General features: G+C 56.2%; 23 protein-coding genes and 2 pseudogenes. 13 read left to right on the top strand and 12 right to left on the bottom strand.

Features of this window, described 5'->3' with window-relative positions; all coding sequences use genetic code 11:
• Positions 1–20 precede the first annotated feature (20 nt).
• From NCR38_RS14790 to NCR38_RS34460, 3 genes are all read left to right on the top strand, one after another.
• Positions 21–431 (top strand): hypothetical protein, encoded by a 411-nt coding sequence (locus tag NCR38_RS14790; RefSeq protein ID WP_250477302.1) that lies wholly within the window; start codon positions 21–23, stop codon positions 429–431.
• A gap of 560 nt (positions 432–991) precedes the next feature.
• On the top strand, positions 992–1,762 hold the full coding sequence (locus NCR38_RS14785) for an endonuclease NucS domain-containing protein (RefSeq protein ID WP_250477301.1): 771 nt from the start codon (positions 992–994) through the stop codon (positions 1,760–1,762).
• Positions 1,763–2,122: 360 nt separating this feature from the next.
• Entirely contained in the window at positions 2,123–2,623 is a 501-nt protein-coding gene (locus NCR38_RS34460) for a Sir2 family NAD-dependent protein deacetylase (protein ID WP_409241431.1), read from the top strand.
• Between the two features lie 863 nt (positions 2,624–3,486).
• Here the strand turns inward: NCR38_RS34460 and NCR38_RS14775 are convergent.
• Positions 3,487–3,855, bottom strand: coding sequence for a hypothetical protein (locus NCR38_RS14775; protein ID WP_250477299.1), 369 nt, complete (start codon positions 3,853–3,855; stop codon positions 3,487–3,489).
• A 59-nt stretch (positions 3,856–3,914) separates the two neighbouring features.
• Between NCR38_RS14775 and NCR38_RS14770 the strand changes: the two genes are divergently transcribed.
• Together NCR38_RS14770 and NCR38_RS14765 are read left to right on the top strand one after the other, a co-directional pair.
• Entirely contained in the window at positions 3,915–4,328 is a 414-nt protein-coding gene (locus NCR38_RS14770; protein ID WP_250477298.1) for a hypothetical protein, read from the top strand.
• Between the two features lie 121 nt (positions 4,329–4,449).
• Positions 4,450–5,130 (top strand): HEPN/Toprim-associated domain-containing protein, encoded by a 681-nt coding sequence (locus NCR38_RS14765; protein WP_250477297.1) that lies wholly within the window; start codon positions 4,450–4,452, stop codon positions 5,128–5,130.
• A 189-nt stretch (positions 5,131–5,319) separates the two neighbouring features.
• On the opposite strand, the gene NCR38_RS14760 is transcribed toward NCR38_RS14765, so the two are convergent.
• On the bottom strand, positions 5,320–5,805 hold the full coding sequence (locus NCR38_RS14760; protein ID WP_250477296.1) for a hypothetical protein: 486 nt from the start codon (positions 5,803–5,805) through the stop codon (positions 5,320–5,322).
• Positions 5,806–6,286: 481 nt separating this feature from the next.
• On the opposite strand from NCR38_RS14760, the gene NCR38_RS14755 reads away from it, so the two are divergent.
• From NCR38_RS14755 to NCR38_RS14735, 5 genes and pseudogenes are all read left to right on the top strand, one after another.
• Positions 6,287–7,804 carry a methyl-accepting chemotaxis protein gene (locus NCR38_RS14755; protein WP_250477295.1) on the top strand — a complete coding sequence of 506 codons (1,518 nt, stop codon included), beginning with the start codon at positions 6,287–6,289 and terminating at the stop codon, positions 7,802–7,804.
• Between the two features lie 32 nt (positions 7,805–7,836).
• Complete coding sequence (locus NCR38_RS14750; RefSeq protein ID WP_409241430.1) at positions 7,837–7,962, top strand: hypothetical protein; 126 nt, start codon at positions 7,837–7,839, stop codon at positions 7,960–7,962.
• A gap of 2 nt (positions 7,963–7,964) precedes the next feature.
• A pseudogene (locus NCR38_RS34155) lies at positions 7,965–8,423 on the top strand (TniQ family protein); the annotation flags it as partial.
• A 222-nt stretch (positions 8,424–8,645) separates the two neighbouring features.
• On the top strand, positions 8,646–9,287 hold the full coding sequence (locus NCR38_RS14740; RefSeq protein WP_250477328.1) for a hypothetical protein: 642 nt from the start codon (positions 8,646–8,648) through the stop codon (positions 9,285–9,287).
• Between the two features lie 227 nt (positions 9,288–9,514).
• Positions 9,515–11,884, top strand: a complete 2,370-nt coding sequence (locus NCR38_RS14735) for a PAS domain S-box protein (RefSeq protein WP_250477294.1) — start codon at positions 9,515–9,517, stop codon at positions 11,882–11,884.
• 131 nt (positions 11,885–12,015) lie between these two features.
• On the opposite strand, the gene NCR38_RS14730 is transcribed toward NCR38_RS14735, so the two are convergent.
• The 3 genes from NCR38_RS14730 to NCR38_RS14720 all read right to left on the bottom strand — a co-directional run bounded on the left by NCR38_RS14730 (position 12,016) and on the right by NCR38_RS14720 (position 15,459).
• Positions 12,016–13,515 (bottom strand): ATP-binding protein, encoded by a 1,500-nt coding sequence (locus NCR38_RS14730; RefSeq protein WP_250477293.1) that lies wholly within the window; start codon positions 13,513–13,515, stop codon positions 12,016–12,018.
• Positions 13,516–15,007: 1,492 nt separating this feature from the next.
• Entirely contained in the window at positions 15,008–15,277 is a 270-nt protein-coding gene (locus NCR38_RS14725) for a DUF6953 family protein (RefSeq protein ID WP_250477292.1), read from the bottom strand.
• Entirely contained in the window at positions 15,274–15,459 is a 186-nt protein-coding gene (locus NCR38_RS14720; RefSeq protein WP_250477291.1) for a YodC family protein, read from the bottom strand. Before NCR38_RS14720 ends, NCR38_RS14725 begins: the two co-directional genes overlap by 4 nt.
• A 141-nt stretch (positions 15,460–15,600) precedes the next feature.
• On the opposite strand from NCR38_RS14720, the gene NCR38_RS14715 reads away from it, so the two are divergent.
• Positions 15,601–15,807, top strand: a complete 207-nt coding sequence (locus tag NCR38_RS14715; RefSeq protein WP_250477290.1) for a hypothetical protein — start codon at positions 15,601–15,603, stop codon at positions 15,805–15,807.
• 411 nt (positions 15,808–16,218) lie between these two features.
• Positions 16,219–16,350, top strand: a complete 132-nt coding sequence (locus tag NCR38_RS34150; protein WP_284502275.1) for a hypothetical protein — start codon at positions 16,219–16,221, stop codon at positions 16,348–16,350.
• Positions 16,351–16,571: 221 nt separating this feature from the next.
• Here the strand turns inward: NCR38_RS34150 and NCR38_RS14710 are convergent, their stop codons facing one another.
• The 4 genes from NCR38_RS14710 to NCR38_RS14695 form a co-directional block, all read right to left on the bottom strand.
• On the bottom strand, positions 16,572–16,781 hold the full coding sequence (locus NCR38_RS14710; protein WP_250477323.1) for a hypothetical protein: 210 nt from the start codon (positions 16,779–16,781) through the stop codon (positions 16,572–16,574).
• Positions 16,782–16,853: 72 nt separating this feature from the next.
• Complete coding sequence (locus NCR38_RS14705) at positions 16,854–17,477, bottom strand: hypothetical protein (RefSeq protein WP_250477289.1); 624 nt, start codon at positions 17,475–17,477, stop codon at positions 16,854–16,856.
• Positions 17,478–17,873: 396 nt separating this feature from the next.
• The gene (locus tag NCR38_RS14700; protein ID WP_250477288.1) at positions 17,874–18,248 is read right to left on the bottom strand and encodes a hypothetical protein; all 375 of its coding nucleotides are present in this window, start codon (positions 18,246–18,248) and stop codon (positions 17,874–17,876) included.
• Positions 18,229–18,534: a hypothetical protein gene (locus tag NCR38_RS14695; RefSeq protein ID WP_250477287.1), complete on the bottom strand. Its 306-nt coding sequence runs from the start codon at positions 18,532–18,534 to the stop codon at positions 18,229–18,231. The genes NCR38_RS14700 and NCR38_RS14695 overlap by 20 nt, the downstream gene beginning before the upstream one ends.
• A gap of 685 nt (positions 18,535–19,219) precedes the next feature.
• Here NCR38_RS14695 and bluB point away from each other — a divergent pair.
• Positions 19,220–19,907: pseudogene (bluB, locus tag NCR38_RS14690) on the top strand (5,6-dimethylbenzimidazole synthase).
• Here bluB and NCR38_RS14685 read toward each other — a convergent pair.
• The 3 genes from NCR38_RS14685 to NCR38_RS14675 form a co-directional block, all read right to left on the bottom strand.
• The gene (locus NCR38_RS14685; RefSeq protein ID WP_250477286.1) at positions 19,904–21,043 is read right to left on the bottom strand and encodes a transposase; all 1,140 of its coding nucleotides are present in this window, start codon (positions 21,041–21,043) and stop codon (positions 19,904–19,906) included. The pseudogene bluB and the gene NCR38_RS14685 overlap by 4 nt on opposite strands.
• A gap of 44 nt (positions 21,044–21,087) precedes the next feature.
• The gene (locus tag NCR38_RS14680) at positions 21,088–21,663 is read right to left on the bottom strand and encodes a hypothetical protein (RefSeq protein WP_250477285.1); all 576 of its coding nucleotides are present in this window, start codon (positions 21,661–21,663) and stop codon (positions 21,088–21,090) included.
• A 216-nt stretch (positions 21,664–21,879) separates the two neighbouring features.
• Positions 21,880–22,524: a hypothetical protein gene (locus NCR38_RS14675; RefSeq protein WP_250477284.1), complete on the bottom strand. Its 645-nt coding sequence runs from the start codon at positions 22,522–22,524 to the stop codon at positions 21,880–21,882.
• Positions 22,525–22,872 lie beyond the last annotated feature (348 nt).

Raw genomic sequence — 22,872 nt, 5'->3', positions numbered from 1 at the left:
CCTCCGACTCCGGCGGTCACATGCATAACGCGCCGAATATCCGTTGGCATCTCGATTCGCAAACTATACGTTTGGAGGACAGAAAAATGTTGCCGAGAAACCGCAACAATTTGCGAGACAGTCTACCGTCGGTCGGCGCGGAGTATCCAATCGCCATCGCCATGGCCTTGAAGGCCGAGCTGAAGAACTCCCGAAACGCCATTAAAGTCGCGGCCCGGTGGACCGGGGCGAGTGAACGAACCGTCCAGAATTGGCTGAATGCAACTCGCGGACCCAAGGGCGAACATCTTCTTGCCCTTGCCCGGCACTCTGATGCGGTTCACGCAGCTTGCCAGATAATGGCGGGGCGGCCCCGGACGGATGAGATCGATGTAGACGCGTGCTTATCGCTGCTTAATCAGGCCATTGACATGCTTTCTCGTCTGCGATGAAGGCAGCGGAGTTCGCGCCGTAAAACAAAAGGCTGGCGGCGATGCTGGCGCGCGGGTGTCGCAGCGCCAGAGGATCGCGTGAGCCGTTTGTCAAAAAAACGCCAACCTAGTGAGTTGGCGTTCCGCTTGAGGCACGACCGGTATTAGAACCGGTTCATCGTGTTGTCTTTACCGGTCGCTTTCAGCGCAGCGTCACCGCTGAAATATTCTTGTGGTCATCGCCGATGTCTGAGCCGGACATGTTCTGGTGCTTGACGCAGGCGATGCCCTGACGAATCTGCTTGCGCTACATTTTTCAACGACATACACGCCTAACTTCGCGATGCAAAACAGGCTCTCAAGACTCGAAAAGCTATGATGCGAGAAGCTCAGGTGTGTTCCGCATTGTGAGAGCCGCTTTTGGGATGGCGCAGCGCTAGACGGACTGCCAACGCGGGACAGCCCATGCGGCTATACATCATCCAAGCGATCTGTAGGCACACGCTCGAGGTCGCATCCCCGTCGGGCGCAGGCAGCTAAAATGAGCGACCCGAAAAATTCGCCGAGAAGAGAGACCGCGCATGGAACGACAAAGCCCGAAGCGCTATTTGATTGTGGAGGCGACGCCCGACGGGGGCGTGCAAGTGCACGAAATGAAGAAATGGTGCCGGCTGCACCCCGAGCAAACGCCGCCCGGGATGTCTGCGGCGACCAACGGCGGCGATAATTCGCAGCGACTGCGCCGGGGCTTCGAGAAAATGGGATGGAGTGTGATCGAAACAGCGGCGGAGGTGCGCATCCAGCGCCCGGGCGCAGCCGGTCAGGCCGAAGAACTCCTGGGCGATATGACCGACGACACCCAAGTTCCGGCCGAAGCCAGTGACGACGCGGAGTCCCTCGCGGACACCGTCTTTTACCTAGAACGGCAGTTGCAAGAGTTCATCGCCGACAACCTCGAATCGATCCCGGTAAACGGCAAACGCCTACACCTCTATTCCGACGGCGTGGCGTCCGGCCGCGAGTATCTCACGAGCAGTGGCCGCCGGATCGACATTCTCGCCGTCGACGACGACGGCAATTTCGTGGTCTTCGAGTTAAAGCGCGGCGAGGCGCCGGACAAAGCCATTGGCCAAATCGCGAGCTACATGGGTTGGGTGTCGCTCAACCTCGCGCACGGCAAGGCGGTGAGCGGTGTCATTGTCGCGCGCTCCATCAATGAGAGCTTGCGCGAAGCGATCGCAGTCGTGCCGAACGTCTCGCTTTTCGAGTATCGGCTCCGATTCGAGCTCAACGCCATTGGGACGGCCGAGGCTGCCCTGCCCAAGGAATCCTCCGCCTCGGCCGCTGGCTGAGCACCATTTCACTCGGCTGCTGGCGCTGATTACACGCTTTGAACGGCGGGCGTGCACGGGCAGCCAGGGAGTAGCCGCTGGCCTTAAGCAGTTGTATGGCCGATGACGCCGAACGCTAAACTGGGATGATTGCGAGGACACGATTGAAACCAGCGATGAAATTGCGCGCGCCGCTCAATGGCTGGAGGACGCCGACGGCTTGCCTATCATCGCGGGTGCTGGCATGGGTGTTGACTCAGGCTTGCCCGATTTCTGCGGCGCCGAAGGCTTCTGGCGCGCGTATCCGGCGCTGCGAGCATCGGGCTTTCGCTTCGAAGAAATTGCATCTCCCGAAACGTTTCGCCCCGTACCCACCTTGGCGTGGGCCGTCTATGGCATCGACTCAATTTGTATCGCCAAACTGACCCACACCGTGGCTTCAACGTCCTGCGTAAATGGGCTGCGACGAAGAGCCAAGGCGCGTTCGTTTTCACGAGCAACGTTGACGGGCAATTTCAAAAAACCGGTTTCGCGGATGAGCGGATCACGGAATGCCACGGGTCCATCCACTGGCTGCAATGTATCGACGAGTGTTCGCAACAGACCTGGGCCGCGGACGACGTATCGCCCGTCATCGATGATCACAGCTTTCGCCTCAATTCGCCGGTCCCAACGTGCCCGTCTTGCGGCGCCGTTGCGCAACCCAATATCCTCATGTTCAACGATTCGCACTGGATCGAAGCCCAATCGCAACGGCAGATCCGCAAACTTGAAGGCTGGATTCCTCAAGGTCGGGGCGTAGGTATCGCCGACACGGCACTTCATTTCTTGGAACGCTTTGAGCGATTTCCACGCGGACCACCTGACCGGCGATGCACCTGATGCTGGAAACGGCGCCCTAGCCCGCTACCGCAGAAAAGCATAATGCGTCCCATCGAACGGAAGACGCCTTCTGCGTGTACGGTCGTTACCTCTTGCGCGTACCGTTCGACATTGATAACGTGGACGCATCATTTGCGCCGAGGTGTCCACATGAGCCCAAAGCCTCTTCCCGTCGACTTCCCGAGGATTTTCTCGCAGGGCGCGATTTCCGGGGTGCAGCCCAAGCTTCTGCTGCGAAAGGTCGGCGACACGTACCAAGCGGGACCGACCGATGATGAGGTGTATGAGAGATATATCGTGTGCGATGACCTCGCGGAGCAATTGGCAGCGTATGCGTCCCGGAAGATGACGGCGAACGCGTGGTCTCTGCAGACGGCCGTGTCTAAGGTCGAGGCAGGAGTGCTCAAAAAGGTTCACAGTGGAGTGTGGGACTTTTCAACCGCGGAGGTAACCTGGACGATCGAGCGTACGCGCCAGATTTTGACGGATGCTGCCGCAGCGCAAACAAGTCTCGGATCAGACTCGAGCATCCCGAGCCGCCCTCGAGACGACAGCCAAGAAGGATGAGGGCCTCGCGCTTTGACAAAGGTGCAATTTTGGTCAATGCGATGTAATTCGCTCCCCTCGATGAAGCCGGCCCGCCGCTGCTGGAATTGGCAGAAGAAGTGAGGAAAGACGCAGAAATGATGCTGACGAAAGATGGCGCGCCGTATTTTGCGATCATCGACGCCCGGAAGCTAGACTATCTTGTTGAGCTGGAAACCAGCCCGCCGAGAATCGTGACAGAAGAAGCACATAAGGTGATGGGCGCACCACCTCTGCATCGACTCCCGCCTTTCAACGTACTCAATTCAAAGCGCCTCTCACACCCAAGCCGTCAGCCGATGTAGCAACTCGGCGATGCCATCTTGGTGTGCGAACCTGGAAAGTGTGTCCCGCAGATGCCGTTCTTCAACGCACCAGACGGCGCCATCCTTTCCTACGAATTCGAACAACTCCGGCATGACGGTGAACCATGTGTAGAAGCCGCTATCTCCGAGCGACCGAGCACGTTCGTCGAACCAAGCGAAGTCATCAGCCAGTTTCGCCGACACCATCGGGCCGATAATTCCAGAGTCGCACGAATAGCCAATCAGTTCGCGGAATGGTCCCGGACTTTCCACGTCGTGAATCAACCAATTGTAGCCGCCCAATTTCGCCAGCTGGTCTTGGAACGCATTGAGCTCGTCCACTCCTTCCGCAACATCGAACAGCCGCTCCTCTCCGTATCGGTAGCGGCAACCAAGGCACGTTGTTCTTCGACAAATATCCTGACGCTGAAAGAGCACTGGCTCGTGCAGAAGCATTTCGGGCTGCAACGCTGAACGATTGGATGGACGCGCTCGCGAAAACTGTGGAGATAGGTGTGACTCGCGTTGGGCGCAATGCAGGCCAGTTCGCACAGCCTAAGAACATCTTGGTCGACATAATAAGTGGTTCTGACGCGCCCGAATGGTTTGATTGTCGTCAATTGATGCCACAGCACTGCCTCTATGGTTTTCCGTGCAGTTCGCTCAACAACATGGCCGTGGCTATGTTGGAAGTCGTTCCCAGCGACGCGCTGTGCGAGCAGGAAGTCACAATGTTCGTCGAGTTCAAGGGCGATATGACATTCGACGACATGCGGCTCTTGAAAAAGCCTCAAGCTCAGTACGACGACATCTGATTTGTCGCTGCCTCAATGAGATTTGTCGATCAAGCGACGTATTGAATAGAGCAAGGACGCTATGCATTTCCTCGCGATCGGGAACGCAGCGCTTGCTCACGAACAAGACCTAGGAACAAAAATGGACTGCTTTGCACACGCCACTATCGGCGGCTATCAAGTCGCGACCACCCTCAACTGCTACAGCCCGTGGCGCTTCTTGCCGGAAGACAGAATCGTACGTTGCCGACCGAAGAAGCACTTAAATCCGCTGACCTACGGCATGACCACCGACAAAACTGACGCGGAAAAGGTAGACATTGAATTTGTTTATTCGACGACCGCGGGCACGCTTCGGCAGCGACTTGGCAGGGCCGGATTCAATCGCGCTACGCTCGAGAAGGAAGTGTTGGCCCACCTTGAGAAATTGCGCAATCAGTCGGAGTCCAACTGCTTGCAACTCACAGGCGGCCTAGCCGAAGCGTACGGCGAAACGTTCAGCCTCTTGTCTTTCGAAAATTGGCTTCACGTTTTGGGTGAAGCGGTCGAAGCTGGCCAGACGTCCGCTCGACGGCGCTCGCGAAATGGGGACTCGATAGCGAATCCGCTCGTGAACCTCATCGTGGGTTCGGAGAAACGAGCATCTGACGGGGTTCAGCCCGAACATGCGGTACTTGGATTCCCATGCACTTCACTCGATAACATGGCCGTAGCGTTGCTCGAGGTAACCCCCGGAAGCGCAAGATGCGAGCTGGATGTAACGTCCTTTGTACTCCATCGCGGCGATAAGGCGTTCGACGACATGCTCCGAGAAGACTATTGAACCGCGCCCGCGCGATCCTAGGTCGCGCACCTGCTAAATCGGACGCCCGCTAGCGTGACCAACAATGAGGGCATTCAGCAACGAAGTTGCGCGGCGTCTCTCCCACGATAAACACCATGAACAGCCAAGAATCCAAGCAACAAGCCGAAACGACCACCAGCAACGAAGTGGCCAGAACTATCGTCGACTTCATGTCCGACTGCGGACTAGGAGACGCCGACGTGAACGCGGGCCACCTGTTTTTCGCAGACTCCCAAACAGCAATTGGAGCTCGTCCCCGTCTACAGGCGGCACGCGAAAAGCGCTGGTGGTATCTTCAACCTCACGAATCAACGCGCTCATCTGCTGATCCGCTTCAGCACGCTTGTTGCTTTCCGTCTCATATGCGCTGCCAGCCTGGGACGCTATTTTCCGCTGGGCCTTAATCTGCTCGTCGAGCTCCTGTATTTCCGGATGAGAGTGTTGAGCCTCTGCTATCTGATTCTGCAGGCGCTGTACCTCACCCGCTACCGAGACTTCGTCAATGTCGTCCCAGACGACCTGGCTCAGTTCCCCCGCTGCTGCCAGCCTCTCCCGCTCCTTTTTCTGCCTGGCCAGCAGCTTGTCGAGCGCCTGCTTAGACTCGTCCGCCACCTTCTGTTGAACATGGATTTCGTCTAGGGAAACGCTGATCAATGCGTCTGCGGTCCGCATTAAGAACGACGCATGCTGCAATTGTTAATTGACGAACAAATTCGAAGGTAAGAAGAGAACTGCGCCCTATTTGGGCCTTATTTCCTCCATTTTTCACACACTTGACGGATTGCTCCCGTGCGTCGACAGCAGCTGTTTTTTTGCGATCACCAAATTCGCGAGCGCACGGTCGTCGCGCCAACGCAATGCAAAATGTTTCCGTCGAGTCCACGTCACGCCTGTCGCATGCTTCGGAAATGAAGCGTGCAGACGATCGTTAACTCAATGCTCATTCCCATCTCTTTGTAAGAAGGCGCTTGTCTCAAGCTTGTCTCATTGAAAAGGAAACTTTCGAAAGCCAAAGGACAGACTCCCACGTCTAAGTGCTTTCGAATCACCAACGAGAAACTATTTATTCCTTAATCCGTTCAGGCGATCATCCCCTCACCGTTAACACCAGTAACGATCAACCTTCGTCACTATTATGGCCAAGACTTTAACAATCCGCTCTATCATTGCCATCGTCCTGCTTGTCCTCGCGGTTTTAATCGTTATCGTTGGCGCGGCGGGGATATACGGTATTCATTCAACGAACGATGCATTATCGAACGCATCCGGCAACGTTCCGACGCTGGAAGCGATTCTGCAGCAGCAAGAACTGCTGGCTCGCGCTTCTTTGAATGCGCAAACAGCCGCCGCTCTCGGCGAACCATCAAGCGGGTCTTCGTTAATGTCAATGCAGTCTTTTATCAGTCAAAGCAATCGAGCATGGGAAACATACAGTGGCTTTCCTGCCGAAGAGGATGAACGACGGATCGCAGCGCGCGTCGCGAACGCTCGAGACACATTGATAAAAAGCGGCTTCGACCCATTCGCGGCCGCTTTGCATTCTTCCGATAAGAACCGCGCGCAGAACATAGCGTTCGCCGTAATTCCTAAGTTATATTCGGAGCTAAGCAGCGCGACTGCAGAATTGTCCCGGTTTCAAGCCCAAGATTCGCTCAGGCTTGTCAGTGAAGGCGAGTCGCATGAGCGTACGACTATGGCGTTCGCCATAGCTTTGACAGTCATCAGTATGGTATGTGCTATTTCAGCTTGGTCAATCCTTAAAAGGGCCATTTCAAATCCTCTCTCGGCGATCGTAGCTCATTTCACGGCGATTGAAGCGGGAGATCTCACCGTCAAAATCGTTGCTTCGCGTGACGACGAACTCGGCCATTTGATGCTTAGCCTTGGCAAGATGCAAAAAAATTTGCGCCAAACCGTCACGAAAATCCGAGAGAGCGCCGAACGCGTGGTGCATGCTGCGGCGGAGATTGCAGCGGGCAACAACGATCTTTCAAAGCGCACCGAACAACAGGCGGGTGCGCTCGAGGAAACGGCTTCTAGCCTCGAGGAACTTACGATGACGGTAAAGCAGAATGCGGAAAGCACGCGCGAAGCGACGGAGTTAGCCGATCTCGTCGCCGGCAGCGCGGACTTGGGAGCAGAAGCTGTGAAGCAACTCACGGGCACCATGAGCGAGCTAAAAGACGGTTCTGGAAAGATCGCGGAGATAATTGCCATAATCGAGGGAATCGCATTTCAGACAAACATCCTCGCACTTAATGCGGCCGTCGAGGCGGCTCGTGCCGGCGAGCAGGGACGAGGATTCGCGGTAGTAGCCACAGAAGTTCGCTCGCTTGCGCAGCGCTCGGGGGCGGCGGCCAAGGAGATCAAGGCGCTGATTAGCGCATCCCTGTTGCTTGTGGACGAAGGCGCTGCACAAGGCGTTAGTGCCATGGAGCGCGTGGATCGCATGCTGGCTGGCATCGCTCGCGTTGCGGCCCTTCTTGATCAGGTCAGCGCCGCTTCCCGAGATCAGGCGCGCGGCATTGAGCAAGTAACGACCGCTGTCTTCCATATGGACGAAATGACGCAGATGAACGCAGGTCTGGTTGAGGAGGCGAGCTCCGCGTCAGACTCGATGAAAGATGAGGCGGTGAGAATGCGTCAGGGCTAGCAGAACCTGCCGGTTCATGGTCGGTGAATTCTTTGGAACGCGCGCTCCTCACCGAGGCACAGCGCAAGCGAATTCTCGAGGAAATTATCGACGGCGAGAGCGCCATCGGGCCAAGTTTCACCCGAATCATGCCAAAAATCAAACGTTCGGCGGTGTGACTATGGGTCCTCAAAACATTATCGAAGAGCTCTCGTTAACGCGCTCGGTGCTGAATCCCGTCGCTCCGATCGGCGTCGGAACGCCGGAAGTCGAAAGCCTGGTGAGCTATTTTTGCCGACTCGCTATGTCTCACTGCATCTCTACGTCCAACCTGGGGCGGAGAGTTGTTGACGCCTCGCATTGGGAGTTCTTTGAAAGATACAATTGGATTAGCGCCAATCTGAACGGCATGTCGGACGCGACGGAGAGATGGGCGCGCGCATTGTCGGAATTAACAAGCGTCCGAAATTTGGAAAGGCTGACGATGCTTCCGTGGCGAGACGTCGTTGCCCAATCCAGTCCGCGTCCCACGTCGTCCCGGTGGTGCCCGCACTGTCTAGCTGAGGACCGCGCTGCGGGCGGGACGCCGTACTTCCGGCTAACGTGGGACATCGGAACCGTAACCGCCTGCTCGAAACACAAAAGCAGGCTGATACACGTGTGCCAGGAATGCGGTGGGTCCGAAGTCCGCCATAAATCGGCATTCGTCATTCCGGGCTGGTGTACCGCCTGCGGCTGCTTCCTCGGCGAACACATCAGTGCGGAGACGGCGACACCAGCCGAAGTTTGGATTGCATCGCAAGTCGGTGCAACGCTGAGCCTTCAGAACAGTGTGCCTTCTATCGCTACACGAAGAGCTCTGATGGAAGGAATTCGCGCATTGGTGCAGCATTTGGACGATGGAAACAGCGCAATGTTCGCACGCCGCATTGGGCTCGGCAAAGCAACCGTCCACCACTGGCTTAAGGAAGATGGCATACCGACACTCCCCGCGCTTTTGCGTATCGCTTCGCAAACTGGATTGAGACTGTCCGACTTAGTGATTGGCAACTTGACCGACTGGCCTCCGGCGCCGCCGGAAATCTATGAATTGAACGCACTTTTCCCTGAAACTAAACAGCGAGCTCAGGGTCGACGCCACGACTGGCGCCAAATACGCGCGACATTAGCTGCTTCAGCCGAATCGCCTGTCGTTGCGAGTATAAAGGATGCTGCACGAAGCCTGAATATTCACGAGCGCGAGCTCTACCGGCACGCAAAGAAGGAAACTGACGCCATTACTGAGCGACGAAAGCAGCAGGTGCAACGCCGCAACGAGCAAAATTTGATAGAGACACGTGAACTTATCGACAGCGTTTATCCAAAAATCGTCGCAGAGGGAAAGGCAGTGAATCTTCGAGAGATACTCGCACGTGCGCCCGAAGACAGCTCGATTAAAGTGCGCAATCTCTTCGAGTTGCTGCGTGATATCAAGAAATGCAACTCAGGTGAGGACGCCGCGTGAAGTGAGCAGCCAGGGAGCGAGCGGCTCGAAGCGTTGTGTTGCCACCGCGGATGGCAAGGTCTGGTCCCGCGACTTAAGCCTGGCTGCTATTGACATCGCGCACGAATAGCTCGGTACAACTCGTTGCGGCGAGCGGCCCTACTCCTGCCCGATTCATCGATCGTCGTGTCCACATTTCTCGCAACCCGTAGAATAAGCGTCGTCCCTTCTACAAAAACTCTACGACCATGCCGCGCCAGGAGAACGCCGATAGTCGCGCCGCTATGCAACGTGCTACGCACTGGGCGGCGTCCGTCACCGAACTTGCTGTATTCGCCATGACGCCCGACGGTGTCATCTCGACCTGGAATCCAGGCGCAGTGGCCATCTACGGTTACACCGCCGACGAAATCATTGGGCGGCACTCTTCAATCTTGCTTCCGGATGATCCACACGAGCGCGAGGCGTATGAAGCGGAATTCCGCCACGCGCGGGAAAACGGCAGCTCTGTCATGGAAGGTTGGCGTAAACGAAAGGACGGCTCAGTGTTGTGGGCGAGTATCGTGACGATCGCGCTGGTAGATTCAGACGGAGCTTTTGTCGGATTCGCAAAGCTGGCACGCGACGAGAGCGAGAAGCGAAAAGCGCACGATGCGGTAATCGAAAGCGAGCGGCGATTCCGCTTGCTTGTCGACGGCGTCTCCGACTATGCGATTTATATGTTGTCGCCAGACGGTTTTGTCACCAACTGGAACAACGGCGCACGGCGCATCAAGGGTTACAGCGCACAGGAAGTTATCGGCTCCCACTTCTCCCGGTTCTACACGCCGGAAGACGCCGCTGCCGGCTTACCGAAGCGCACGCTTGAGACTGCGGCCCGTGAAGGACGCTTCGAGTCGGAAGGATGGCGTGTGCGCCGTGACGGAACTCGATTCGTCGCGCACGTTATCGTTGATGCCATCCGCGACGACTCTGGCGCCCTCCTCGGGTTTGCGAAAATCACTCGAGACGTGACGGAAAAGCGGGAAGCCGACAAGCTCCTCGAGGAGACAAAAGCCGCGCTTTTCCGCGCGCAAAAGATGGAGGCGATTGGCAGGCTCACGGGCGGGGTGGCCCATGACTTCAACAACGTACTGCAAGTCCTGCGCGGTAACCTCGAACTGCTACAAAATCGCTGCGCCCGGGACCAGTGGTCAATGGAGCGCTTCGGAAACGCAATTCAGGCAGTCGAACGCGGCGCAACGCTGGCGTCACAGCTGTTGGCGTTTGGGCGACGCCAGGCGCTTCGGCCGGAGCCCGTCAATCTAGCGGCCATGGTCCGCGGCACGGATGATCTGCTGCGCCGTGCACTTGGGGAAACCATCGAGGTCGAGACCGTGGTGTCCGGCGGCCTTTGGAATGCGTTCGTCGACGTTCACCAGCTCGAGAACGTTCTATTAAATCTGGCAATCAACGCGCGTGACGCAATGCCCGATGGCGGCAAGCTGACGCTCGAATTGTCGAACGCGATGCTTGACGACGACTATGTGCGCTCGCTCTCGGACGTGCCGGCTGGTCAATATGTAATGCTTGGCGTGACGGATACAGGATCTGGGATGTCAGCCGATGTGCTCGAGAAGGCGTTCGACCCGTTCTTTACCACGAAGCCGGAAGGGCAAGGAACCGGGTTGGGTCTCAGCATGGCCTACGGCTTTGTGAAGCAGAGTGGCGGGCACATCCGGATTTACAGTGAACCGGGGCACGGCACTACGGTACGGATCTATCTGCCGCGAACGTCTGCCGAAGCGCGCGAGACGACAACTCGACTTAACGCCCCCGCCATGGGAGGCAGTGACACGGTGCTCGTGGTCGAGGACGACACGAAGGTGCAAGCCACGGTGATCTCGATGTTTACCGACCTTGGCTACACCGTGCTGAAGGCAGACAACGCTGACCAGGCTATCGCTGTGCTCAGCAGCGGCGTGCATATTGACCTTCTCTTTACGGACGTCGTGATGCCGGGAACCTTGAAGAGTCCCGAGATGGCGCGAAATGCCGTTCAGCTGCAGCCACATTTGCGCGTCCTGTTCACCTCGGGGTACACACAGAACGCAATTGTTCATGGCGGTCGGCTGGATCCCAACGTTGAGCTCATCAGCAAGCCGTACAGCCTCAAGGAATTGGCGCGTAAGGTCCGACAGGTGTTGGGCTCCGAAGGACAGCCTCTGGAAGGCGACACGAACGCCCTTTCTGCAAACACGTCCGGCGCCGCCGAGTTCATCCCGCTTCGCGTGCTCGTCGTAGACGATGACGAGCCGACATGCGATGCGGTCAGTGAACTGCTGCGAATGCTGGGGCATCGACCCACCACCGCGTCTGGCGCGCATGCCGCACTAGACGCAGTCGACAATGATGCGTTCGACGTGCTCCTCACCGATGTCCACCTGCCCGACATCTCCGGAATCGAGTTGGCTCACCGGGTTGCGACTGTACACAAGGACATCTCGGTCATCTTCGCGTCCGGGGACTCTATTGAAGACAACCTTGCCGGCGACTTCCATTGGCAAAGCCTTCGCAAGCCTTACACGGTAGATCAGCTGGACGCGGCGCTTCGAAAAGCGCGGAGGGAGGACGCTTGACGGGCTGCCGGCGCAAGCTGCATCGCACACCTTCGGACCTGCAAGGTTTCTCGTGCGCGTCGCTCCGCCCGGCAGCGCCAAACGAGCCGATGAGCGAAGTCGGCTCAATAGCAGAACAATTGAATTCCAATCTAGTACCGGTTGGTTTTCCGCGGCGCGGACGTGTCAACATGGTGAATTGGCCGCATCCATTCGGGGTCATCTGCAACAGAAAGGTTTTCGCGTCGCTTTCGACGTGCATAGTGGACGAGCGCGCCTTTGGCTGTGACCGTGAACACATCGCGACTGAATTTACCCGACTCGCTGTCATCTTCACTTGAATCGCCTGTCCCTTCATTCGATTCTTTACTAATCAGGCCCAGCTTCTCCAGTTGGGATAGCCACTTCTTAAAGGTCGTTTCAACGAAAGAAACCGTGCTGTTTTGATTGAAGGAAGAATATTCTGCGGCACCGAATGTGCCTTGGAATAGACTACTCATCGCGACATCCAGCACTGCCCACGCGTTCTGAGAAACTCTACTTGACAGGTCGTCGTAACGATCGCCCGTCGCCTTTTCAAGCCATCTTTCAAATTTTTCCTTTCGGGTGCTACTAGTTCGAACAGGTCTCCCGGATTGGACGCAGTATTCGCAGAACTCATCCGCAAGAGCGAGCAAGTCTCTAAGGTTCGAGTTGACGATCCTGTAGAGAAGCTCTAAATCTTCCAATGCAACTGGCAGTTCACGTTCTACTTCCTTAGCGTCCGTCGAGTACTCTTGGAGACGCGCTCTAACCAGTGGAATGATTGCAGAAGGCTTAACGTTAGCGACCTTTATCACTGGATTCAAAAATGCTGTCAAACGCGGGGACCCGGCCAAACTGTGAATAACTCCGTTCGCTCCGCAAAAAACCCAACGCAAGCCATTTACATTGAAAAGCTTGTCACGGAGTGCTTCAAGCATTTTGCGAGCAGCCATGCCGTTCTCAAGCAGTTCGATGTTGTCGATCACGCAGACCACGCCACCATTACCGCGAACCGTAAATATCTCATTAAGTAGTTGCCTCACAAGACTCTCAAATCCACTTTGAGAAAACCCGGCAGACTGATTAACTTGATTCGAAGTATTCACGCCTCCTTCCACCGAAACCGAGGCCACGCTAGGCACCCCAAAACGGAAGCCCGATTTAGCTGTCGCATTAAGATGCTGTACAATTGGCGAATTTAGCCACGTGTGAATCTGCGGGAGGGGAAATTTCTGAATGTCGTATTTTTGGAGGTGCTCCTGATATTGGATAAGCGTCTGGGCGACACCCTGAAACACCTCGGCGCAAAACTGATCAACGCTACCGTTAGGCTTCAGTTGGAAAGAAACGACGGACGGAATTAATAATTGCTCTGTTTCGCCTGCCAAGTAGGCTTGGAAGCAGTCGAAGGCAGCAACGTTCACAAGACTGGTTTTCCCGACTCCGACATGCCCGTCAAGGCAAGTGATCTTACCGTTCTTGTGAAGTCGTCGGCCGACCAGGGTTACTTCTTCGTCCCGACCGACCAGTAATCGTTTGCCTAGGACATCCGCGCCGAGGGCTCGTGGAACGAATGGATTTTCCGTCAGCCCGATAGTTGCATATGGGTCCAAGCCGTACTTCGACATTTCAAGTGCACCTTTATCGTTTGAGGGCATTCATAGGAAAATAATTGTGTCACGTTGCAGCGCGCGATCGCAATCATAATACGAGTCGGCGAGAACGTGTCCTGACGGCAGGCGCGCGCCGGCCCTCCAAAGCAATCGCGTACCGGCTTAGGGAAAGCCGGTACGCCGCGATATTTGGCGCAGCGCCAAGTGCTCGCGTAAGGATGAGTAGCACAAAGCAACTCCGACTTACCGTGTCGAGTTCGCCGAGCTTGAGGCGTATTGCGGATTCTGTAGGGGCCGGTCTTTCCGAATTGACCAGATTCGCTGCTGTTGCGGAGCCGGTTTTGCATGACGAATCCGACGCAAGTGGTTTTGACTGGCGGCGTTCGAGAAGAGCAGGTATGCGCCGGAGGCTTATTTCTTGGGTGTCTCTTGCGGCAGAGGGAAAGGACGCGTTCCCACACGGAGCGCACGAGTTGCGGGGCGGCGATTGCTGCGTCAATAGCTCCGTGTCGGGCGACATGCGTTGATCGAGCGCGTTCTTGCGCTGTTGCAGGCGCGGCGTCGCGTCGCCGTCCTGTATGGTCGCGAACAGTGGCAAATGCTCTATTAGCGCGACACCCTGGATGCCCGGCTTATGACGAGTCGCACAGGCTACGACCGGGTCGGCGCCGCTTTGCGCGGAGGTTCGCAACCAGGTGGTGGATGTTCTGGATTCGAGCGTGTTCATTCGAGCGACCTGGTCCATCGTTCGATCGCTCTAGTTTTTTTCGCTGAATCTGCCTGTTCTCGCTACGCCGGAGTCGACGACTGCAATTCGTAGCCCAATCGAGGATGCCGCTTTCCGTAATGCTTTGCACCGAGATGCTATCGCTCACCGGCCTGAAGGCCGGTTCACCTCGCGCCACATGGCGACTAGCGCCGACTATGCCAACACCTTTTGGAACGACCGCTTCCAGTCGCTTGGTGAGCAGTGCGTGGGCTAGTACTTGGCGCCGTGGAATGCCGGGAAGGTCGCTCGTAGCCTGCATCAGTCCGAAGCTGGCCGACCCCAGCGGACAGTTGCAGTTAGCCGTGGTTGGCGCGCGCAGCGGGCTTGATTGAGCCTCCGAGAAGGTCTACGCCTTGTTACGGGAGATGGGGAATTGCACGCTGCGTGAATAGCTGTGGTAAATTCGTCCGCTCGGTCAAGGTAGCCGATTTGTTCACTTTCACATACTGGAGGGAACCTTGAAAGCCATTTTGATCGATCGGGGAAGCGTACCTTCGGCGTAGCCAGAAGTGCACCCGCCTGCTTCAACGCTTCCGAGCCAGTCCGACTTTGAATCCCGAAAACGCGTTTGCAGCAATCGAATGCGCATTGCCAAGAAGCGTAGGGTAAGAAGCCCGGAGCCTCAACCGTATGGATCTGCTGTCGGATGCGAGCAGGGCAAGGTTTATCCGAGATCCATTCTTCCAAATCTTGCCGGTTGAGGGGCGGTGACAACGCGGTTGAGAGCCGCCCACTGAGTTATCCTCGTGCCTCACGGCCCGGCTCATCCTCTTTGACGCGCCAACGCCAGTATCGATCCGGCTTGACCCAGACGACCGTCGTTTCGGTCAGTTTCAGGAAAGCGTCGAGAACCGGCTTGCCGACGACTAGGTTGCCGTCGGCGTTCTCGCGGAGCAAATTCTCGGCCTTCGCTTTGGCTAGATGATCGACGACGTCATCCTGATAGATACAGCCGTCGCACTCGATCTGCTCGAGCATCCATTGCGCCGCTGCGGAGGCATCCATCATTCGCCTCGCTTCTTGATGAGCTTCAGGGAGGCACCAGGGAACCAGCCATCCTCGAGCTTCTTGCCTGCAAACCACTGACAGTTGTACTCGCCGCCGCTGTGCTGCGTCTTCACAGACATTTCGGGACCGCGGGAAACAAGCTGCACGACGTCGCCTGTGTTGAATTCTTCTGCTTTCGCCATTCGTCAGACTCCCGTAGTTGGAGCACGAAGTATAGCTGGACTTGATTTTCACCACGGAGCGGTGAGAATAGCGATCTATTCACCGCCACAGGTACGCCTGAAGGCCTCCGAGACTTCAGTTGGAGGGGTATCAGGCACTTCATGTGGGCATCTGCCCATCACGGCAACCAACCCGTCCAACAGCAACACGTTCCGAAGTATTCGGTCCAGCACGTTCAGAGCACCGACACGAAGGCGTTTAATGCCGACATCACGCTGAACATTGATCTGGGAGCTGATATGCCGAAAGTACGCAAGCTAAAGACTTCGCCGTGGATGGCACTTATCAAACTGAGTGCCGTTGCCTGATACCCTTCGGAAGCCCGACGCGCGCGGGCTTTTTGCATCTATCACTATTGAATTATTGAATTACCGTAATGAACCTCAAAATTGCTGGCTTAACCCTCGCGCCGCGCGCGAATAGATAGTCACGAAGGAGGCGATATGTTCGCGATAGGCGGGACGGTGCGTCACAAGACCTCACAACTTCTCTGGACGATTGCCGCCCAGTCGCGATTGGCCCTGATTGGGTCGACTGCGTGCGGAAGCAAAAGAAGGCGCGCCTGAAGAAACGCTTTCAACAAGCGGAAGTGCAGTTGTATTTCGCCACCGCCGCTGTAGGAATGACCCGCACTGTTCCGCGATAGATTCATCCTCAATCTGATCCACACCCAGACTGCTCACGCCTCTAGGCGCGTTTTCATTGCCGGAGCCACCGCAATGAACATCACCCACGTGGCTAATCCCGTGCACGTCAACGCAACGCGTACTCTCGATGTGACCGACGTGACGGATCGGAGCGTCGGTAGCCGTCGCAACCTGCCGTTCAGCGAGCAGCCAAAGCTGCCATAGAATGATTGGACTTCTGCGCTAACGGACTCTGCTCGCGCGCAGCAACGACCGGCTGCATAATGGGTCAACTTCTGCCCGACGCTGCCACTTTGCACTTTGACGCGATGTCCCCTTCGCCAACTGAGCATGGGGTCGAGCCGGTTTTGTCGCTGCATTGCAATGCGTCGACGCATATCTTTTTAGTCTGGCGGCGTTTGCTCGAGCAGGCATGCGCAGCCGGTTCATTTCTTGGGTGTCTCTTCCAACCGAGGAAAGAACGCGTTCCACGCCGCGCGCACGCCTTGCGCGGCTGCGCTCTCCGCGTCTATGTGCTCGGTGTCCGGCGCAATGCCTGGATCCTTGCTCAGGCCGCGCCAATGCGTGAACACGAGTACGGACTGCTCCGTCCAGTTTCCTTCGGCAAACCGGGCGAATGCAATCACATCTCGCATGGGCAAGCCCCTGTCGAGAGCACAAGAAAAGCGCGGCTGTGCCGCGCTTTTGAAGAGCATTGTTTTCTGACCTTAGGTGGTTACAAGCGGCGCCGTCTCGCCTATGACTGCCTCGAGACGGTCGGTAACGAGAACGCCCGCCAGCACATGTCGAAGCGACACGCCTTCAATATCGCTTGTGGCTGCCAGTTGGAGAATTCCAAGGCGTACAAGCGATGCCATCTGCTGCCACGCGCGCACCGTCGGGGCCTCTTCGGGATACCGGAACTTCTCGTTGGCTAGCCTATGATTCTCAATGTCGACGCTACAGATGAGACCACGCCGGCTACCATCGGCTTCGTGGATGGCAAAGAGAATAACAACCTTTCCGATGCGCTTCCAAGACTCAATCGCCGACCAAACCTCCGGGTCCGTCGTCTGGGCAACCCAATTGACCTGCAAACCATCCATCTGATAGCGCATGGTCATGAAGTTTCCGTGGACAAGCGGGACATGTCCACAACCAAAGCAAGCACTTTCGACCGCCTCGGAAAACAGATGAGCTTCATAAGGCGCCACTGGAAACACCAGAACGGGCGTGTCTTCAGGCATTCCGCGAGTATGCTTCTGCCTGTCGCCCAACGACCGCAGCGGCAAAAGTTGGCCCGTCGCGACGAGGTCCGTCTGGGATTCGCTCAGCTTAATCCTTTGAGTCATTTTTCCTTCTCCTGCAAAACCATCAACGATGTTTCTCTCTGGCGCGTCGATCGCACCACCGATGCGGGTCCCATCTCTCGTGTCCTCACGAACTGGTGAAGCACGAAGGGGCCACACTGTCGTATAGAGCGTCCATGCCCGCATGACGGATACGGGAGACGGTGCGAGCGCATAACATTTCGCGCATTCGTGACATTCGGCTGCCTGGCGCTGACTATTCAGCGAACCGACAACATCGTCGATCGGCGATAGAGGTCGCGGCTTCCCGACAACCCGCTACACACATGAAAGCCACCCTTTCGGCTCGCGGTCCCTGCCCTTCCGAAGTCGCTCGAAACTTCGCGCCAAAGCTCTGTTATCGGCGCAAATCACGACGAACTTGAGTAATGAAACTGCTCAGATGTCGCTAAAATCAGAATCTCTGAACAATTTAAGCGTTGCTGTCCCGAGTTTCGGTTCCGTGTCGTCGCTCCAATACCATCCATACATGACCATTCCGGCTTCGTCAGCCATCGCGAACGTCGACCGGATATGGGAATACCAGCCGGAAAAATTCGAATCATCCAATGCATGGGCTGCCGACTGCCACTTTCCAAAATCCGCCTTGAGCTTCTGGCAGACGACCGGACCAAACGTCATCCCGCGAAGCCCGTAGCGGAGCAGCTCCCAGAACGGTCCCCGCCCCTCGGTTTCCGGATATTTCTCCTTGTCTTCGACGAGCTCTGAAAGCCGATTCGACCATTCGACCTCGTCATTTGGTCGTTCTTGCAACGTTCGTCACAAGACTAACCAACTTCTCGCACCAGTCGTAATATTCCTCGAGAGAATCGATGCCGTGCAGAAATCCGCTGCTTCCATCGGGCCTCAGTACCTCACGATAAAGGGCGCCGATTTCGAGCCCTTCAGCCAACTGTGGATAATCGGGCGGTGCCACGACCAACACATCCTCGTTAACCCACAGTGGCTTCCCCGTTTCGGGGTTCACCATGTCCTTTGAATATGGACCCTCAATTTTCTTTATTGCCGGCGAAATGAGAAAATATCCTTCCATGTACATTGTTGCACTCCGAATAGTTTGAGTTATCGACGCTAGCGTCGAAATCGCGCCAGGAATCGCGGAAATCCCGTCCGGCGCAGCGAGATCAATATATTCAGAGCACAACAACTACCAACTACCTCTCTTTTTGGCTAGATGAAGTTAAAAATGGTTATTGATCGCGGACGGACGAGTAGCTTCCACTAATTGCGGAAGCTGCGCTGCGTTTACATGGGCCGGATCAACAGATAAGCGTATTCTAAAGTGCGAATGAATCGCGGGAAAGAGCTTAAAATTCAAACGCTCACGCCGCCGATGAGGGGAGAACAAAACGGACAGTGAATAGGCGCGCATTTAGGAATTAGAGTGATCACTCTAAACATTAGGATCGGCGGCGTTTTCAGTGCCGCTGAAGCGCTAAAGGCTGCCTGAATGAACCGGCCGACATGTTCGCCGCGGTGCGAGCAGGTCCCGTTGCTCACCGCGAGTTTGGTTCGAACTTCGAAAAGGAGTGGTTGACGACGGGCCGCGACACCCCTGGTTCCCCAAATCGAATTCGTAAAGCTGCGGCCTTTGCGCGAAAACGCAACGGCAGGCAAGCGCTTTCCGGCATGTTCATGCTCCCATCTAGAGGCGCCTGAATGTCGTTGAGTGATAGCGCCGCAGTATCATCGCGGGCAGTCGACCCTCCCAACTGCTCGGTACCATGGAAAAAGCATTCAGTCCAGCCGACCGCGAAGCGGTCTACCGCGCCATCCATGAGCGCCGCGACATGCGTCATTTCCTCGGGGCAGCAATAGCGCCCGAGGTGATGCGCAGGCTCATCGACGCCGCCTTGCATGCGCCGAGCGTCGGGTTCATGCAGCCATGGCGAATCGTGCGTATCACCTGTCCGCGGATTCGTGGCAGATTGCACGACTCGGTCGAGCGCGGACGCTTGCTGACCGCCGACGCTCTCGGCGAGCGCCGCGAGTCATTTATGAGGCTGAAGGTCGAGAGGGCCTACGCGAATGCGCCGAGGTGCTCGTCATGGCGCTAATTGAAGGGCGGAGCAATGCGTGTTCGGGCGACGCATGCTTCCCGAGATGGACCTTGCGTCGGTGGCATGCGCGATCCAGAACATGTGGCTAGCCGCACGGGCTGAAGGACTCGGAATGGGATGGGTTTCGCTATTCGATCCGCATGAGGTCGCGACGCTGCTGGGAATGCCCGCTGGCGCGAAGCCCGTTGCAATCCTCTGCTTGGGACACGTCGAACGCTTCTACGGCGCGCCAATGCTCGAAAAAGAGCGCTGGGCCAAGCGCCGATCCGTCGACGAGTGTGTGTTCGAAAACAGGTGGCCAACTGCTGTGCTGGATGAAAACGTACCAGTCTTGACGTCCTCCCGGCCCTAAAGGACCGGAATTCCTTCAGCAAGACGGCCACGTCCGGCCGCGAGACTGGTTGATGAGAGGCCGTCCCGCAATCCCGCGCCGGCGGCGCGCGATGGCATCCCTGTAGCAAGGATGTTTCGGGCGGCGTTGACGTCTCGCTCGTGATTCGAGCCGCAGACTTCGCATCGCCATTCTCTTATTCCAAGACCTGCGATACCTTTCGGCCCCGTGCGACTGCTGCAGCACGAACAGGTCTGGGTAGAAAACGCTTCATTGACTTCCTCGAACCACACGCCGGCGTCAGCGCACTTGTACTGCAGCATGGTTCGGAACGCGCTCCAGCCAGCATCGAGCACGGACTTCGCCATGCCTGTTTGCGTAAGCTTTTGCGCGTCTACGTTGCCGATGAAAATGGCACCGTACTCTTCCACAAGTGCGGTGCTGAGTTTGTGTAGCGCGTCCTTGCGGCGTGCCTTCACCTTGGCGTGAAGTGCCGCAACACGCTGCTTTTTCCTGGCACGCTGCGCCGCGGCGATCGCCGGCTCCAGGTCGCGATGAAAGCGGTGAGCCTGGACCTTAGAGCCGTCACTCGCGGTCAGAAAATCCTTCAGGCCCAAATCAATGCCGAGTGCCTTCGTTCCTCGCGAGGCCGATGGTCGCTTTCGTTGTACGGTGATATTCAAATACCACCGTCCGCGACTGTCTTCGCTGAAGCAGCCGGTGCCCAGCTCATATTGATGCAGACCGAAGCTGTCCCACAACGAGAGCGGTTTGCCGCAGTACCAGAGCTGCCCGCTGCGGTATCGCAAAGCCGAGGCTTTCAACGGAATCCAACCCAGCGAGCGTCTCGTGCCATCAGACTTGCGCCACGCAAGGCGACGCTTTTTGAACTGTCGGCGGCGGGTCACGAGTTCCTTACTGATAGCCTGGACCGTTTGTGAGTGCAACGACAAGCCTTCCTTCGTCGCGCCCGCCGTGTAACGGTCCAGGTCCGCATTGGAGCAAAACCTGCCTTCGCGCATGAGAATTTTTAGCGAAAGCTCATTGACGTAGTTCCACACGAAATTCACCTCGCGTGCTTGAGCGCGAAGCAAAGCTGCATGCCTGTCTTTCAGGCGCAGGCGCAACGTGCGTGTGGTGAATTCCGTATTGGTCATGCACAGTATAGCTGTATGCATGACCCATGTTTTCGAGTCGTACTTTAACGCTGGAGCTTGATGCGCTCTGCATCCCCGGCCTGAAAGGCCGGAGCTTTCCGCGCGCCCTGGTAAAACTCTAGGTCACCTAGTGCCCAAGCGTCCATATACCACTTCTCGAAATCGTTCGCGAGCTTCTTGCAAACGACAGGTCCGAAGGTCATACCTCGCAGACCGTAGCGGAGCAATTCCCAGAACGGGCCACGACCCTCACTTTCTGGATATTTGTCTTCGTCGACCACTAACTCTGAAAGTTGAATCGACCAATCGACCATCCGAGGCGGGCGTTCCGCAAGCCGTTTTCCACCCGTCACAAGACTAACCAACTTTTCGCATCCTTCGAAATAACGGCTGTCAAGATAGAAGTGACCACAAGGCCCACCCTCAGGACTTGGCACCGAATCATAGAGCGCACCTATTTCAAGTCCTTCAGCGAGCTGGGGATAATCGAGAGGCGCGACTACAACCATATGCGTTGAAACATCCCATGGCCTCCCTGGGCACATTATCTCGGCAGGATAATACGGTGGCTCTACTTTCCGCAACACAGGATTGACCTCGAAATACGCGGGAACGCTCATATATTTTTTGCTCCGAATGGTTTGAGATATCGGCACTTGCGCCGAAAGCACGCCAAAAAGCGGCACAGCGGCGGACGCACGAGATCAAAAAATTCAGAGCACAAACAATCCCCTTTCCGTTCCACTTACGGTGGACGCAAAAAAGTCTGCGATTGCACTCGAAATCGGCGAACGTTGCATTGCGTTCGCCTGAGCGCTTTTCTACGTCATCAAGTTTCAAATGTCGCCGTACTCGTCACCGCGAAGTAGCCTAATGGTTTCTACTCCGAGCTTCGGCTCCGTGTCTTCATCCCAGTAACATGGGTGGATAACCATCCCTGCGTCACCGTCCAGGCCGAAGGTGGACCACATAAAATCGTACATCTGAACGAAATCCGAATTGCCCAAGACCGAGGCCTTCGACTTCCATTTGTGAAAATCCGCATCGAGCTTCTTGCAGACGACGGGCCCGAAGGTCATCCCGCGGATAGCATAACGGAGCATCTCCCAGAAGGGTCCGCGCCCGTCGGTATCCGGATATTTCTCCTTATCGTGGACGAGTTCTGAAAGCTTATTCGACCATTCGACCTCGTCTTTTGGTCTTTCTCGCAGCTTTTTGCCGTTCGTGACCAAGCTGACCAACTTCTCACACCAGTCGCGATATTGCTCACGCGAGGAGATGCCGTGCAATACTCCGCTATTGCTCCCGTCGGGTCGCAACACCTCCTTGTAGATGGCGCCGATTTCCAGCCCGTCAACCAACTTAGGATAATCGGGCGGTGCAACCACTACCATCTCCTCGAAATCGCAAGAACCTTCTGAATACGGCCCCTCAATCTTTTCGACTTTCGGGTAAACCATAAAACAACCCTCCATGTACATTGTCTTACTCCGAATTAATTGATTCATCGACAGTCGCGTCGAATCGCGCGAGAAAGCACGGACATGTGCCCGGCGCAGAGATCAAATAAATTCAAAGCACAACAATTACCTCTCACTCGAAATTCTTCTAAAGATCGATTATTCATCGCCGATCACAGGACTCTCTCATCATGCAGACGGCTTTTTCGGTGCCGATCAGCAAGATGGCCCATTCTAGTTTGCGAATGAGTCGCGGAAAAGTGCCTTCAATGCAAGTGGTCGCGCCGCGGCGGGCAGTAAACTGAAAAAGAAAAGTAAATAGCCGCTGTTTTTGACTTAGAGGATCCCCTCTAAACACGACGCTCGTCC

It is taken from the genome of Caballeronia sp. INML1, assembly GCF_023631085.1.
Lineage (GTDB): Bacteria > Pseudomonadota > Gammaproteobacteria > Burkholderiales > Burkholderiaceae > Caballeronia > Caballeronia turbans.
Note: the sequence above shows the minus strand (reverse complement) of the source record. Positions and strands in the feature narration are given on the sequence as shown.

Excerpts from the sequence above, each read along its gene's own strand:
- NCR38_RS14720 (WP_250477291.1), bottom strand. The coding sequence starts at position 15,459 with ATGGCGAAAGCAGAAGAATTCAACACAGGCGACGTCGTGCAGCTTGTT.
- NCR38_RS14695 (WP_250477287.1), bottom strand. The coding sequence starts at position 18,534 with ATGTACATGGAAGGATATTTTCTCATTTCGCCGGCAATAAAGAAAATT.
- NCR38_RS14785 (WP_250477301.1), top strand. The coding sequence starts at position 992 with ATGGAACGACAAAGCCCGAAGCGCTATTTGATTGTGGAGGCGACGCCC.
- NCR38_RS14715 (WP_250477290.1), top strand. The coding sequence starts at position 15,601 with ATGTGGGCATCTGCCCATCACGGCAACCAACCCGTCCAACAGCAACAC.
- NCR38_RS14740 (WP_250477328.1), top strand. The coding sequence starts at position 8,646 with ATGGAAGGAATTCGCGCATTGGTGCAGCATTTGGACGATGGAAACAGC.
- NCR38_RS14765 (WP_250477297.1), top strand. The coding sequence starts at position 4,450 with ATGGACTGCTTTGCACACGCCACTATCGGCGGCTATCAAGTCGCGACC.
- NCR38_RS14730 (WP_250477293.1), bottom strand. The coding sequence starts at position 13,515 with ATGTCGAAGTACGGCTTGGACCCATATGCAACTATCGGGCTGACGGAA.
- NCR38_RS14725 (WP_250477292.1), bottom strand. The coding sequence starts at position 15,277 with ATGATGGATGCCTCCGCAGCGGCGCAATGGATGCTCGAGCAGATCGAG.
- NCR38_RS14705 (WP_250477289.1), bottom strand. The coding sequence starts at position 17,477 with ATGACTCAAAGGATTAAGCTGAGCGAATCCCAGACGGACCTCGTCGCG.
- NCR38_RS14685 (WP_250477286.1), bottom strand. The coding sequence starts at position 21,043 with ATGACCAATACGGAATTCACCACACGCACGTTGCGCCTGCGCCTGAAA.
- NCR38_RS14675 (WP_250477284.1), bottom strand. The coding sequence starts at position 22,524 with ATGTACATGGAGGGTTGTTTTATGGTTTACCCGAAAGTCGAAAAGATT.
- NCR38_RS34150 (WP_284502275.1), top strand. The coding sequence starts at position 16,219 with ATGAACATCACCCACGTGGCTAATCCCGTGCACGTCAACGCAACGCGT.
- NCR38_RS14680 (WP_250477285.1), bottom strand. The coding sequence starts at position 21,663 with ATGAGCGTTCCCGCGTATTTCGAGGTCAATCCTGTGTTGCGGAAAGTA.
- NCR38_RS14710 (WP_250477323.1), bottom strand. The coding sequence starts at position 16,781 with ATGCGAGATGTGATTGCATTCGCCCGGTTTGCCGAAGGAAACTGGACG.
- NCR38_RS14755 (WP_250477295.1), top strand. The coding sequence starts at position 6,287 with ATGGCCAAGACTTTAACAATCCGCTCTATCATTGCCATCGTCCTGCTT.
- NCR38_RS14735 (WP_250477294.1), top strand. The coding sequence starts at position 9,515 with ATGCCGCGCCAGGAGAACGCCGATAGTCGCGCCGCTATGCAACGTGCT.
- NCR38_RS14790 (WP_250477302.1), top strand. The coding sequence starts at position 21 with ATGCATAACGCGCCGAATATCCGTTGGCATCTCGATTCGCAAACTATA.